This is a genomic window from Pseudomonas sp. LBUM1664 (assembly GCF_059695895.1).
Window position 1 is genome coordinate 3477877 of the sequence record NZ_CP166791.1, and the last position, 14120, is coordinate 3491996.

Annotated in this window: 13 protein-coding genes; 4 read left to right on the forward strand and 9 right to left on the reverse strand. The window is 62.4% G+C overall.

Annotation, left to right across the window (positions count from 1 at the left end; all coding sequences use genetic code 11):
• Positions 1–49: 49 nt before the first annotated feature.
• The gene (locus tag ACA047_RS16110; RefSeq protein WP_497350882.1) at positions 50–1447 is read right to left on the reverse strand and encodes a NarK family nitrate/nitrite MFS transporter; all 1398 of its coding nucleotides are present in this window, start codon (positions 1445–1447) and stop codon (positions 50–52) included.
• On the reverse strand, positions 1425–2726 hold the full coding sequence (locus ACA047_RS16115; RefSeq protein WP_497350884.1) for an MFS transporter: 1302 nt from the start codon (positions 2724–2726) through the stop codon (positions 1425–1427). The genes ACA047_RS16110 and ACA047_RS16115 overlap by 23 nt, the downstream gene beginning before the upstream one ends.
• Positions 2727–3036: 310 nt before the next feature.
• Between ACA047_RS16115 and ACA047_RS16120 the strand changes: the two genes are divergently transcribed.
• The 3 genes from ACA047_RS16120 to ACA047_RS16130 all read left to right on the forward strand — a co-directional run bounded on the left by ACA047_RS16120 (position 3037) and on the right by ACA047_RS16130 (position 6374).
• Complete coding sequence (locus ACA047_RS16120; protein ID WP_497350886.1) at positions 3037–4836, forward strand: HAMP domain-containing protein; 1800 nt, start codon at positions 3037–3039, stop codon at positions 4834–4836.
• Positions 4833–5480: a two-component system response regulator NarL gene (gene narL, locus ACA047_RS16125; protein WP_497350888.1), complete on the forward strand. Its 648-nt coding sequence runs from the start codon at positions 4833–4835 to the stop codon at positions 5478–5480. The genes ACA047_RS16120 and narL overlap by 4 nt, the downstream gene beginning before the upstream one ends.
• 216 nt (positions 5481–5696) lie before the next feature.
• Positions 5697–6374 (forward strand): Crp/Fnr family transcriptional regulator, encoded by a 678-nt coding sequence (locus ACA047_RS16130; RefSeq protein WP_497350890.1) that lies wholly within the window; start codon positions 5697–5699, stop codon positions 6372–6374.
• A gap of 179 nt (positions 6375–6553) precedes the next feature.
• Here ACA047_RS16130 and ubiT read toward each other — a convergent pair whose 3' ends face one another.
• From ubiT to norR, 7 genes are all read right to left on the reverse strand, one after another.
• On the reverse strand, positions 6554–7027 hold the full coding sequence (ubiT, locus tag ACA047_RS16135) for a ubiquinone anaerobic biosynthesis accessory factor UbiT (protein ID WP_497350892.1): 474 nt from the start codon (positions 7025–7027) through the stop codon (positions 6554–6556).
• Positions 7021–7911: a U32 family peptidase gene (locus ACA047_RS16140; RefSeq protein WP_497350894.1), complete on the reverse strand. Its 891-nt coding sequence runs from the start codon at positions 7909–7911 to the stop codon at positions 7021–7023. Before ACA047_RS16140 ends, ubiT begins: the two co-directional genes overlap by 7 nt.
• 10 nt (positions 7912–7921) lie before the next feature.
• Positions 7922–8917 carry a ubiquinone anaerobic biosynthesis protein UbiU gene (gene ubiU, locus ACA047_RS16145; RefSeq protein WP_497350896.1) on the reverse strand — a complete coding sequence of 332 codons (996 nt, stop codon included), beginning with the start codon at positions 8915–8917 and terminating at the stop codon, positions 7922–7924.
• Between the two features lie 81 nt (positions 8918–8998).
• Positions 8999–10234, reverse strand: a complete 1236-nt coding sequence (locus ACA047_RS16150; protein WP_497350898.1) for a molybdopterin molybdotransferase MoeA — start codon at positions 10232–10234, stop codon at positions 8999–9001.
• Positions 10231–10785, reverse strand: a complete 555-nt coding sequence (gene moaB / locus ACA047_RS16155; protein ID WP_497350900.1) for a molybdenum cofactor biosynthesis protein B — start codon at positions 10783–10785, stop codon at positions 10231–10233. Before moaB ends, ACA047_RS16150 begins: the two co-directional genes overlap by 4 nt.
• Before the next feature lie 88 nt (positions 10786–10873).
• Positions 10874–11521, reverse strand: a complete 648-nt coding sequence (pdxH, locus tag ACA047_RS16160; RefSeq protein ID WP_497350902.1) for a pyridoxamine 5'-phosphate oxidase — start codon at positions 11519–11521, stop codon at positions 10874–10876.
• Between the two features lie 151 nt (positions 11522–11672).
• Positions 11673–13205, reverse strand: a complete 1533-nt coding sequence (gene norR / locus ACA047_RS16165) for a nitric oxide reductase transcriptional regulator NorR (RefSeq protein ID WP_497350904.1) — start codon at positions 13203–13205, stop codon at positions 11673–11675.
• 159 nt (positions 13206–13364) lie between these two features.
• On the opposite strand from norR, the gene ytfE reads away from it, so the two are divergent.
• On the forward strand, positions 13365–14039 hold the full coding sequence (gene ytfE / locus ACA047_RS16170; RefSeq protein ID WP_497350906.1) for an iron-sulfur cluster repair protein YtfE: 675 nt from the start codon (positions 13365–13367) through the stop codon (positions 14037–14039).
• Positions 14040–14120 lie beyond the last annotated feature (81 nt).

Here is a 14120-nt window from a genome sequence, read left to right on the forward strand (position 1 = left end):
GGCTTGCTCCGCGGGGTCTGCGCCCCGCCCACGCAGGTTTAGGTTCGGCTTAGCAAGGTGTCGCGGCGCCTTTGCGGGCGTACCACCACCAAGTCACCACGATGCAGCTCAGGTAAAAGCCGACGAACATGTAGAAGGCCATCTCCGGGCCGCCGGTCAGGGCCATCGAAGTGCCAAAGGATTTGGGGATGAAGAACGCCCCGAAGGCGCCCATGGCCGAGCTGAAACCCAGCACCGCGGCCGACTCCTTGCCGGCGTTCTTGAGCGCTTGCTCACGCTGTTCAGGCTTTTTGCCCAGGCTGGCTTTTTCATGCAGGGTGCGGAAGATCACCGGGATCATGCGGAAGGTCGAACCGTTGCCCACGCCGGTGGTGATGAACAGCAACATGAACATGCCCAGGAAGCCGTAGAAGTTGCCGCCCTGGCCGCCTTGAGGCAGGAAGTGAAGGACGCCGAACACCATCGCGATCATCAATACGAAGTTCCACAAGGTGACCTTCGCGCCACCGAGCTTGTCCGCCAGCCAGCCGCCCAGTGGCCGCACCAGGGCACCGACCAGCGGGCCGAGGAAAGCGAATTTCAGGGCGATGACTTCCGGGAACGAGGTTTTGATCAGCAGTGGAAAGGCGGCGGAGAAGCCGATGAACGAGCCGAAGGTTGCCAGGTACAACCAGCACATCAGCCAGTTGTGCTTGCGCTTGAAGATCACTGCCTGCTCGCTGAACGAGGCTCGGGCACTGGATAGGTCATTCATGCCGAACCAGGCAATCAGGGTCACGGCCAGGATGAACGGCACCCAGATGAAACCGGCGTTCTGCAGCCACAACGAGCTGCCGTCGGCCAGTACCTGCGGCTGGCCGCCCATGAAGCCGAACACACCGAAGGAGATCACCAGCGGCACGCTGAACTGCATCACCGACACACCCAGGTTACCCAGCCCGGCGTTCAGGCCCAGGGCGGTGCCCTGCTGGGACTTGGGGTAGAAGAAACTGATGTTGGACATGCTCGAGGCAAAGTTGCCGCCGCCAAAACCGCAGAGCAACGCGATCAGTACGAACACGTTGTAGGGTGTGGCCGGGTCCTGCACGGCGAAGCCCATCCACAGCGCAGGCACCAGCAGCGACGCGGTGCTCAGGGCGGTCCAGCGACGACCGCCAAAGATCGGCACCATGAACGAATAGAAGACGCGCAAGGTGGCACCCGACAGCCCAGGCAATGCAGCCAGCCAGAACAGTTGATCGGTGGTGAAACTGAAACCAATGGCGTTCAGGCGCACGATCACCGTGCTCCAGACCATCCACACCGAGAAGGCCAACAACAGCGCCGGGATGGAAATCCACAGGTTGCGGCGTGCGGTCAGTTTGCCGCTGCTGCCCCAGAACGCGGGGTCTTCCGGGCGCCAGTCATGAATGACCGGGCCCTTTTCAGGCGTTTGCAGAACGGACATGTTCTTCTCCTTGGGCAATGCTGGAAAACGGGGATTGGGTGGCGGGCGGCTGTTTACCCAGCAGCGGGCGCTTGCGCATTTCGCTGAAGTACATCCAGATGAGGGAGACCCAGACCACGCCGTACATCAACATGAAGCAGGACGAGCGCACGCCGGTGAGGTCCACCAGGGCGCCAAACATGATCGGCAGCACGAACCCGCCCAAGCCGCCAGCCAGGCCGACGATGCCGGACACCGCGCCCATGTTTTTCGGGTAGTCGTTGGCGATGTATTTGAAGACCGAGGCCTTGCCGAACGCGAAGGCGATGCCCATCACGAACAGCAGCACGGTGAACAGCGTGGTGCTGAGGCCGATGTGGAAATCGACGATGCCGTTGACGGTCTGTACTTGCAGTTGAGTCTGGGGGTAGGACAGCAGGAACAGGCAGATCCAGCTGACCCACAACACCCACCAGGTCACGCTCTGGGCGCCCCAGCGGTCGGACATCCAGCCGCCGACGGCCCGCAGCACGCCGCCGGGCAGGGAGAAACACGCCGCCAGCAGCGCTGCGCTTTGCAGGCTGAAGCCGTACTCCTGCACGTAGTATTTGGTCATCCACAGGGCCAGGGCCACGTAGCCGCCGAACACGATCGAGTAGTACTGGCAGTAGCGCCACACGGCCGGTTCTTTCAGGGTCTTCAATTGCTCGCGCAACGTCGCGCCGCCAGTGCCGCTGTGTTCCTTTTTCTCGCTGGTGAGAAACCAGAACAGCAGCGCAGTGATAAACAGGATGGCGCTGAACACTTTCGGCACCAGGTGCCAGGAGCCGAAGGCGATCAACGCCGGAGCGAGGAACTTGGTCACCGCCGCCCCCGCATTGCCGGCGCCGAAGACGCCCATGGCAAAACCCTGGTTCTGCTTGTCGAACCACTTGGCAACGTAGGCAATGCCCACCGAGAACGAACCGCCAGCCAGGCCGACGAACAGACCCAGCACCAGGAACTGCCAGAAAGCAGTCGCCAGGGTGATCATGTACAGCGGCAACACGCAGGACAGCATCAGCAGGAAGAACACGATCCGTCCGCCAAAGCGGTCGGTCAGAAGCCCCAGGGGCAAACGCACCAGCGAACCGGTCAGCACCGGCGTGGCGGCCAGCAGGCCGAATTGGGTTTCGTTGAGGGCCAGCATTTCCTTGATCGGAACGCCCAGCACGGCAAACATCATCCAGACCATGAAGCACACGGTGAAGGCCAAGGTACTCATCCCTAGTACCAGCCCTTGTTGCACTTGCGCTCGCATTACGATGCACTCCGTCAGTTCGATGAGCGCAGCCTAGTGATGCGAACCCCGCAAAAACTTGACCTGGGTCAACGAGCTCCGTGGGGGTACTGGCCTATGCTTGGCCCGTCTACCTCCAAGGAGGTAGACCCTGATAATGATTAAACCCTTTATTTATCAATATCTTGAACAAGTCAGCCGAAGCTTTTACGGAAACGGAGCGGCCGACAACTCTTTGGAGGTAGTGCGCCCGGGATCGGCTGCAACCCCCCCCCTCGATCCAGGGTGCACCCATGTTCGGGCTTCAGATTTTCTTTCAGGGCCAGCCTCGATGATGGGTTGGCTGCGCAGTTCCCTGCCCGCTCGCGCCGGGCTGGCGGTGATCCTCATTGCCATCCTGGCCCTGGCCAGCTCCCTGAGCGCCGGGTTGATCGCCTGGTTCAGCCAGGGCGACGCCGCAGCCATCAACACCGCAGGCTCGGTGCGCATGGAGACCTACCACCTGAGCTGGAAACTGGCGGCCGGTGCTACCGACGACATCCCTGCGATCATCGACAGCCTGCAACAACGCCTCGACAGCCCCGCCCTGCGCGCCGTGCTGGAAGATGGGCCGACGACTTCCCTGCACCAGAGCTACCAGAACCTTGTGCAACGCTGGAACCAAACCTTGCGTCCCGCCATCGAGCGCGGCGACTCGGTGTTTTTCCAGGCCAGCGCCAGCTCCTTCGTTGAGCAGTTGGACCAGTTCGTCACCCTGCTGCAACGCCAGAGCGAGCACAAACAAGGCTGGCAACAGACGATCCAGGGCGTGGCTCTGTTCAGCACCATGATCATCCTGTTGATCGGCCTGTATGAGTTGCAGTACGGCGTGGTCATGCCTTTGCAGGAACTGGTCGACGCCACCCAGCGCTTTCGCCGGGGCGAGTTTCAGGTGCGGGTCAATCATCAGTCCGAGGATGAGCTGGGCCAGTTGGCGACGAGCTTCAACACCATGGCCGAGACCATCGAGCAATCTCACCGCACCTTGGAAAACCAGGTCCAGCAAAAGACCCTGAACCTGCAACAGGCCAATGCCGCCCTGGAATTGCTGTACCAGAGCAGTAGCAGCCTGGCCACGCGACAGGCCAATGCCGAAGGTCTGGATGAGTTGATTCGACGTTTTCAGCAGCGCCTGCCAGGCCTGCGCTTGACGCTGTGCCTGCAAGGACAATTGCAGGCACCGGCCCGGCAACTGCTGGCCCTGCATGGCGCCGCCAGCCGTGAGGTGTGCGCCAGCAGCGATTGCGCCACCTGCCAGAAACATCACACCGCCCGGCCGCAGACCTTCAGCATCAGTAACCAGGGCAACGAGTTGGGCGAACTCAAGGCACATTTTGTCGACGGCCACGAGGCACAGCGCTGGGAAACCGCACTGATCCAGGCCCTGGCAAACCTGATTGGTACTTCGCTGTCACTCAAGCGCCAACGCGAACAGGACCATCGCCTGCTGCTGCTCGATGAGCGCACGATCATTGCCCGGGAACTGCATGACTCCCTGGCCCAGGCCTTGTCGTACATGAAGCTGCAAGTCAGCCGCATGCAGACCCTGATGCGTCGAGGCGAACCGGTGCAGACCCTGGAAACCGTCACTGGCGAGCTGCGTGAAGGGCTGAACAATGCCTATCGCCAGTTGCGCGAGTTGCTGACCACCTTCCGCTTGCAGATCCACGACGACGGCCTGGTCGAGGAACTCAAGGACACCGCTGAAGAGTTCTCCAACCGTGGCGACTTCCAGGTGCACCTGCTCATCGACACCCTGGCCTTCGAGCTATCGGCCAGCGAGCAGATCCACATCCTGCAGATCACCCGCGAGGCCCTGTCCAACTGCCTGCGCCATGCCCATGCCGAGAACGCCTGGCTCGAACTGCGCCAGGAAGGCGAGACCGTGCGGCTGTCGATCGAAGACGATGGCCGCGGTTTCAGCGGCGAGGTGGACCAGCGCGAGCACCATGGCCTGAACATCATGAACGAGCGGGCCCGCAGCCTGCGTGGTCAGCTCCAGATTCTCTCCCGAACACCCCAGGGCACCCGTATCCAGGTGCATTTCCAACCGGAATTCCTGGGCCAACACACCGAAGGCCTCGCAACATGAACGCCCCCCTGCGCCACACTCTCCTGCTGGTAGACGACCATCCGATGATGCGTCGTGGGATCCGCCAGATGCTTGAACTCGAAGACGACTTGCAGATCGTTGGCGAAGCCAGCCACGGCGAAGAAGCCCTGACGCTGATCGAACCGCTCAAGCCCGACCTGGTGCTGCTGGACAACAACATGCCGCAGATGAACGGCATCGAAACCCTGCGCCGGCTACGCGCCATGCACTACACCGGCAAGGTGCTGCTGTTCACCGTATCCGATGCCGAGGACGACATCCGCGATGCCCTGCGCCTGGACGCCAACGGTTATTTGCTCAAGGACATGGAGCCTGAATTGCTGATCCAGTACATCCGCGACGCCCTCAACGGCGCACTGGTGATCAGCCCCGGCCTGACCCGCGTCATGGCCCAGGCCCTGCGCTCGGCGCCCCGCCAGACCGAAGTGGAACTGACCGAGCGCGAACGCCAGGTGCTCAAGACCATCGCCGGTGGCCACAGCAACAAAGTCATCGGGCACAAACTGGGCATTACCGAAGGCACGGTCAAGGTTCACGTCAAAAACCTGCTGCACAAACTCGGCCTGCGCTCGCGAGTCGAAGCGGCCGTATGGGCGATGGAGCATTTGCGCGGGGCGGGCTAGACCAGCCAACACATAACCCTGTGGGAGCGGGCTTGCTCGCGAAAGCAGTCGATCAGTCAGCATCGATGTCGACTGACACGCCGCCTTCGCGAGCAAGCCCGCTCCCACAGAGGATTTGTGTTTTCTGACGACCCCATCCCTCTTCAGAGGTAGGCCTGCCGAGGCATAGGCCGGCGGCGCCTTGGGCTCTACCATGACCGCACGCGGAGGTACGCCATGCTGACCCACCCTTCCATCGTTTTACTGTTGCGTCGTCACCACCTGTTCAGCCATTTGCCGGAGCGCGTCTTCGAAGACGTGTGCAACCTGGCCGTCCTCAAGCGCCTGGACTGCAACTGCACGCTCATGCACCAGGGCGACCCGGCCAAACGGTTTTTCCTGCTGATCAGTGGCCAGATCAAGCTGTTCCGGGTCACCGGTGAGGGCCAGGAAAACCTGGTGGAAATCATCCAGCCCGGACAGACCTTCGCCGAAGCACTGCTGTTCAGCCAGGCCCGTTGCTACCCAGTGAGCGCTTCGGCGCTCAAGGACAGCGTGCTGGTGAGTATTGAAGGAACCCATTACCGCAACGCCCTGGAAGACCAGCCAAAGGTCTGCCTGGCGATTCTGGCGAGCATGAGTGTCCACTTGCACCAGCGCCTCAAGGACATCGACAACCTAACCCTGGCCAGTGCCAGCCGGCGGGTCATCAACTTTCTGCTCCAGGAGCGCGACCCGCGCGACGGCCAAGTGGTGCTGCAAGTGTCCAAACGCCTGGTGGCCTCCAAGCTGGGGATCCAGCCAGAAACCTTCTCGCGCATTCTTCACCGGTTGGTGGACGGCGGCCTGATCGCCATGGAACGGCGCAACATTCGCATCCTGGCCGAGGAGCAGCTGGCGGATTACCAGCAATAGTCCAACCTTCGCACGCCCCCGTGGCGAGGGAGCTTGCTCCCGCTAGGCTGCGCAGCAGCCCCAAAAAAAAGCCAAATGAAATCAACCTGACGAACCGCAGTGACGAATTTTGAGGGGCTTCGACCCCAGCGGGAGCAAGCTCCCTCGCCACAAGGTTTTGTGTTTAGGCAGTGAGGCTTTCATTGCCCCGCCGCCAGCCCCTTACCCGCCCGCTCCAGATTGCGCCACAACCAGGGCGGCAATACGTCCGGGTCGAGGCTGTCGATCAGGTTTTTCAGCGCCAGCCCCAGTTCGGTGTCGCCCTCGATGACTAACCGTCGACGGAAAAACAACGTGTCAGGGTCTTCCTGACGGCTGGCCAGCAACAGGAACTCGCGCCAGTTGCCACTGATGGTGACCTGGGCTTCGGCCCGCTCGGCGATGCGCAGGCCATCGCGCGCCAGCGTCAGGTACCAGCACAACTTCAGGTCTGGCACCCGCAGGCACAACCAGCGACCGAGCAACACATCGAACCCGCCATCGCGCAGCGGTTCGGCCAGGCAACGATTGAGCGCCTGCTGCAACGCCAGCCGCTGCACGACAAAAGGCACCTTGCCCACGAGCGGCAGCAAGCGGTCGGCGCCTTTGAGCAGCCATTTCCTAGGAATCAGCACAACCCCGCCTCCTCTACTTTCAACATGCCGGCATGGCCGTGCCAATAACCGTTGCAACCTTCTACGAACACCGGCGGCGCCTCGCCCTGGCGAACCCTGTCGAAGGCACCAACCACCTCGGCCATGCCCTGGGCACGCGGGCTCAGGCGCAGCAAATCCGCGCCACAGGCCGTAAGCGCGGTGTAATCGGCCAACAGATTCGTCACCTCGCCCGACATCGTCTGGATACCGTTGAGGGTAAACAACTGTTGGCCCTCCTGACTGCTCAGCGCCAGACCGTCGGGGTAGTTGATGCAACAGAACTGACAATCGTCCTTGGGCCGGTTTTCGGCGCGGGCGGTAAAACAGCGCGCCGAGTAAGCCAAGGGCAGATGGCCGTAGGCAAAGATCTCCACCTCGGGCACCTCGCGACCCATTTCCCGCACCTGCTCCAGCACATCGGCGATCAACGCTGCCGAGCACTCCACGGGCGGTACCCAGCGGATCATGCCACTGCCCTGCAACTGCGCCAGGGCGTGGCCGTTGTACAGGTTCAGCGCCGGACCGCCGACGAAAGGCAGTTTGCGTTCGGCCAGGAACTGCACCGCGCCCATGTCGTTGGCTTCCACCAGCAATTGGCCGTTGTCACACAGGCGTCGCAACGTGGAAAGCTCTGAAGCCGCTTCAATCAGCGTCAGGCTCGACAACACTATCTGGGCCTGGCTGCACGCTTGTAACTCGCGCCCCAGGCCCAGCCATTGATCCAGTGAGAATGCCCGGCGTTTCGAACACACGGTTTCCCCCAGGTAAATCACGTCCAGCGGCAATGCCGACATCTGGGCATAGAAATTCCCCAATTGCGCTTTGTCCCAGTAAAACAGGACCGATCCCAGGCTGAGCTTCATCTGGCCTCCCTCATTGCCATGATCGATGGTAGGCACCCAGAGTGGTCTGGCTGCCTTCGGACAAACCGGCCAACACCTGGCGCCATTCTTCCCGCACGCGGAACCGCTGTGGCGCGGCCTGGTGTGCATCCAGCGCGGCGCGCCAGACCCGGGTCACTTGTTCGACATAGGCCGGGCTGCGCTGGCGACCTTCGATTTTCACGGCTTCGACGCCGATGGCCGCAAGTTCTGGCAGCAGGTCCAGGGTGTCGAGGCTGGTGGGTTCTTCCAGTGCATGGAAGCGCTTGCCACCGACCAGGAAGCGGCCCTTGCAGAGCGTTGGATAACCGGCCGGTTCTTCAGGGGTGTAGCGGTCAATCAGCACCTCGCTCAAGCGTGCACTCAAGCCTTGGGCATCCTCGCTCCAGCGCACCGCCTTGGCGGGCGAGCAGACGCCACACAGGTTCGGCGACTCGCCGGTGATGTAGGAAGACAAGTGGCAACGGCCCTCGGCCATGATGCACAAGCTGCCAAAACCAAAGACCTCGATCGGCACCGGGCTGCCCGCCGCCACCTGCCGCACCTGAGCCAGGGACAGCACCCGCGGCAGCACAGCGCGGCGGATGCCGTAGCGCTCAGCGTAAAACGCCAGGGCCGCCGCGTGGGTCGCCGAGCCCTGTACCGAAAGGTGCAGCGCCAGTTGGGGATGCCGCTGGCTGGCATAGCTGAGCACGCCGGGGTCGGCGGCGATCAGCGCATCCACGCCGAAGTCGGCGGCGCGATCCACCGCCCGCTGCCAGCGCTCCCAACCCTTGGGCTGCGGGTACGTGTTGACCGCCACGTAGAGCTTGCGTTGATGCTGACGGATATGCGCGACAGCGCCATCGAATTGCTTGTCGTCCATGTTCAGCCCGGCGAAATGCCGGGCATTGGTGTCATCGCGAAAGCCAACATAGACGGCATCGGCGCCTTGGCGCACCGCCGCTTTGAGGGCAGGCAGATTCCCTGCCGGGCAAACCAGTTGCATGGGGCATCCTCGTGAGAAAACTAAGGGCGCCGCCAGTCTAACCAGCCCGTTGGCGGCGACCTTGACGGCAATCAATTGCCGTCAATGCATCAGGTTCGCGAACGGCAGGTACATCACCCTGTCGTGTTTGTGCACCTGTGCCTCACACTCCACCACCGCCAAGCCGTCAGCCCAGCAAGCGGCGCTCAACATGGCCGAACTTTGCTGAGGGTGCAGTTCCACACACAGGTGGCCGTTGGCGTCCGGAATCAATTTGGCCCGCAGGTATTGCCGGCGCTTATTGCGCTTCAACCAGTCGAACCCGGCCGGCAGCTGCAACGGCACAGGCAGCACGTCACCCATGCCTTGGGCCCGGAACAGGAACGGCCGCACGACGATCAATGCCGTTACCAGCGCCGCCGAAGGGTTGCCCGGCAGGCCGATCCAAGGCTTGCCCGCCACATCACCAAAGGCCAGGGGTTTGCCCGGCTGGATCGCCAGGCGCCAGAGGTCAATACTGCCCAAGGCTTCGATGGCGTGCTTGAGATGGTCTTCTTCACCCACCGACACACCGCCGGAGGTCAACAGCACGTCGCATTCGGCGGCGGCCAGGCTCAGTGTTTGTCGGCTGGCCAGCAGTTGATCGGGCATGACGCCAAAGTCATGCACCTCGACACCCCAACCACGCAACAACGCGGCGAGGCTATGACGATTGCTGTTGTAGATCTGTCCCGGCGCCAGTGACTCGCCCGGTTCGCGTAACTCATCGCCACTGCTCAACAGGCCTACCTGCAAGGGGCGATAGACCTCCACCCGGGCGATTCCGGCACCGGCCAGCAACCCAAGCTCCGGGGCGCGCAGGCGCGTGCCGGCCTTGAGCAAACGATCCCCTCGACGCAGCTCCTCGCCTTCCTTGCGCACGTGATTACCACAATGGGCTGGCGGTAACCAGACGCGCTCATCCTCCACCCGGCAGATTTCCTGGGGTACCACCGTGTCGGCTCCCGGCGGCAACGGCGCGCCAGTGAAGATCCGCACCACCTGTCCTTCCTGCAACGGCTCGCCCGGGCCATCGCCCGCGGCGATCCGCCCGGTCAACGCCAGATACCCGCCAGTAGTCGGCAGGTCAGCGGCCCGCAGGGCGTAGCCGTCCATCGCGCTGTTGTCCCAAGCGGGCAGGTTCATAGGGCAAAGGATGTCAGTGGCCAGCACCCGCGCCAGAGCCTGGCCCAAGGCGATCCGTTGCACGGGCGGTGGTGGCGGCGCCTGTTCGAGCAAATGATGGATCGCCTCGTCCACCGGCATCAGCACACCACTGTCGCAGACCCGGCCGCTCACGCGCGTGTCTCGCAGGCTGTCGGGGCGATGCCAGCCTGTGGCTTGAGATGAGGGGTGAAATTGCACGGGCCAGTGCGGCTGTCCAGTTGCCCGACCAGGATCTGTTCCCAACCGGTCCGGCAAGCCCCCGGCGAACCCGGCAAACAGCACACCAGCACGCCGTTGCTCATGCCGGCCAGCGCCCGGGATTGCAGGCTGGACATACCAATTTCCGCCAGCGACACCTGGCGGAACAACTCACCAAAACCATCGACCTGTTTGTCCAGCAACGGCAGCACTGCTTGGGGCGTGTTATCGCGTGGGGTGAAACCGGTGCCGCCCGTCATCAGCACCACCTGCACTTCGGGGTCGGCGATCCACTGCGAGACTTGGGCGCGGATCTGGTAGATATCGTCCTTCACCAGCCCTCGGTCGATCAACACATGGCCAGCCGTTTGCAGCAGATCGGCGAGGGTCTGGCCGGAGGTATCGGTCTCGAAACTGCGGGTATCGCTGATGGTGAGCACCGCAATATTGAGCGGTTGAAAGAGCCGTTGCGTCAGATGGGCCATGGTCAGCCGTCCTATCAGAAAAGATGGCCCAGCCTGAACCGCAATCGAGGCCGGGCCTATTCCTCCATGGAGGTACCTCCCTCGGTGTTCAGGGTGCCAGGCGGCTGCGTTGCCACACGCCTTCTTGCAAGCGGTAGTCGAGACGATCATGCAGACGGTCAGCTCGGCCCTGCCAGAACTCCAGCCGTTCAGGCCGCAGGCAGTAGCCACCCCAATGCTCAGGGCGTAGCACTGGCTGATTGGCGAAGCGTTGTTCGGTTTGCGCCAGCAAGGTCTCAAGCGCGGCCCGATCATCCAGTGGACGGCTTTGCGGCGAGGCCCAGGCCCCCAGTCGACTGGCCACGGAGCGGGAAAGGAAATAGGCATCCGACAGCGCTGGGTCAAGCGTGTGGACTGGCCCTTCAATACGCACTTGCCGCTCCAGGCCCGGCCAGAAAAAGGTCATGGCCGCCCAGGGATTAACCGCCAGGTCCTGTCCCTTGCCGCTGTCGTAGTTGCCGAAAAACGAGAAGCCATCCTCGCCGAAGCCCTTGAGCAACAGCACTCGACAATGCGGCCGGCCCTGCGCGTCCACAGTCGCCAGGGCCATGCTGTTGGCTTCCACCGGAGGGCTTTCGGTGTCGCGAGCCTGCTGCATCCAGAGCCCGAACAACACCAGCGGGTCGTTTGGCGCCTGGGCTTCATCCAGCCCATCGCGGGTGTACTGGCGACGCATTTTTGCCAGGGAAAGCGGCATGACGGTGATCTCCACTATGGATTTTGTCCAGTGTGGGTTTTATGGCGCTGGAGGGCCTTGATCGTTGTCAATACAGGCTTTTGCGTTGAATGTGACGGCCTCTTCGCGAGCCTGCTCGCGATGAAGACGGCTCGGTTTAACAGATAAATGGTTACTTAAGCCCCAACCGCCGCGCCAGTTTATGCAGGTTGCTCGGGTCAACGTCCAACAGCCGCGCCGCGCCGGCCCAGTTTTGCCCGCAGCGTTCCAGGGCCCTGAGAATGGCCTGCCGCTGGCAGCCATCGACGGCTTCGCTCAAGGGTTGGAACGGTGCATCGGTCGCGTCCAGAGGCGCTTCAAGCATCGCCTGGGCCGTGGATGCACTGGCATTGACGTCCAGGTCCAGCACCTGCGGTTCCAAGGTCATGATCAAGCTGCGACTGGCGCCCCGGCTCAGTTGCTTCAACGCGGCGCGGCTTATCACATGCTCCAGCTCCCGCACATTGCCCGGCCAGGTGTACGCCAGCAGCGCCTGTTCGGCAGCCGGGGACAGGCGCAACCCGCGCAAGCCCAGTCGCGTGCGGTTCAGTTCAAGGAAATGCCCGGCCAACATCAACACATCGTGACCCCGCTCACGCAGCGGCGGGATCGGCACGGGATAGACCGAGAGCCGGTGATACAGGTCGGCGCGAAACAGGCCGTCGCGAATACTGTCGGGCAAATGCCGGTTAGTGGCGGCGATGATCCGCACATCGACGTGCAGCGGTTTGTCCGCTCCCAGGCGCTGGATCTCGCCGTTTTGCAGGGTGCGCAGTAACTTGGCCTGCACGCTCAATGGCAACTCACCCACCTCATCGAGAAACAGCGTGCCACCGTTGGCCGCATCGAAACGCCCGGCGCGGTCAGTCGTTGCCCCGGAAAACGCGCCTTTGACGTGGCCGAACAATTCGCTTTCGGCCAGGGACTCCGGCAACGCCGCGCAATTGACCTGAACCAGCGGTTTGTGGCCGCGCCGGGACAGGCGATGCAGGCGCCGGGCGAACAACTCCTTGCCCACCCCGGTTTCCCCCAGCAACAGCACCGGCAGTTCGGAGTCGGCCAGCACATCCAACTCGTTGAGCAACTGCTGCAGCCCCTCACTGCGCCCGAGGATTTCACCTTCTTCGGCCGGCAGCCGCAGGTCTGTCTGGTCACTGCGCGAAGCCCGCAGGCTGCGGTTTTCCTGTTCGAGCCGGGTCACTCGCACCGCGGCCTCGATCTGCAACGTACAGCGCTTGAGTTCTTCTCGAGCGCGGCTGTCGAAGGTGCCGGCGTGCAGTGCATCCAGGGTGATCGCGCCCCAGAGCCGTCCTTCCACGTACAGGCTCACGCCCATGCAGTCGTGCACCGGCAGCGGCTCGCCGACATGATTATCGAGCAAACCGTCATAGGGATCCGGCAAGCGGCTGTCGGGCTCGAACCAGGTAGGTTCGCGCGAAGCCATGATCGCCGCCAGGCGTGGGTGCTGGGCAATCACGAACCGCCGGCCCAGCGCCTCGTGGACCAGGCCTACCGTTGCCACGGGCCTGAGACTGTCATCGTCCAGACGCAACAAACCCACGGCGCCACTGTTGAAGTATTCGCGCAGGGTCTGCACCAGGCGCTGCAATCGCACGGCATTGGGCAGCTCGACGATCAGGTCGGCAGCCAGGCTTTCACGCAGCATGGTAGTGATTACCCTCCAGGGTTCGTTTGACCCTTTGCAGCCAGGGTGATAATCACCCCGCCAAAAATTTAATGGTTAATTTTCAATAAATTGCATCTGGCACGTCGACTGCAATGCCTGGTCATCTGTCCCTCCCGGGATTCAACCCAAGGAAACATGATGAGCCTCGATCTGCTGGAAAAAAGCCTGGGCCAACTGGCCTGTGACATTCCCGGTGCCACCCGTACCTTCCATCATTACAGCCTCGACTTCTGTTGCGGCGGGCAAAAGACCCTGCGCGAAGCAGCGCTGAGCAAAGGCCTGAACCCGCTGTTGATCGCCGATGCCCTCAGCACGCTGCAAGCCGCCGGAGAACTGGATCATGACTGGCGCGACGAACCCCAGGCGCAATTGATCGCCCACATCCTGGACCGCTACCACGCCCGCCATCGCGAACAGCTGCCGGAACTGATCCGCCTGGCCCGTCGCGTCGAGCTGGTGCATGGCGCGCGGGCCAGTTGCCCCAACGGCCTGGCCGATCACTTGCAGGACATGTATCAGGAGCTCGAAGGCCACATGCTCAAAGAAGAACAGGTACTGTTCCCGATGCTGCAACAGGGCCTGGGCGAACGGGCCTCGGCACCAATCCAGGTGCTGCGTTACGAACACAACCAGCACGGTGAAGCCCTGGAAACCATGCTTGCCCTGACTGACCAGATCACCCCACCCGCTGACGCCTGCAACACCTGGCGCGCCCTGTATCGCGGGCTCATGGAATTTCGTGACGACCTGATGCAGCACATCCATCTGGAAAACAATGTGTTGTTTGTCAATGCGATAAAACCTGCCCATTGACAGTCAAACCTGCACTGCCCCTGTGGGAGCGAGCCTGCTCGCGATAGCGTCGGATCAGTCAGCACAGCGTTGGCTGTTACA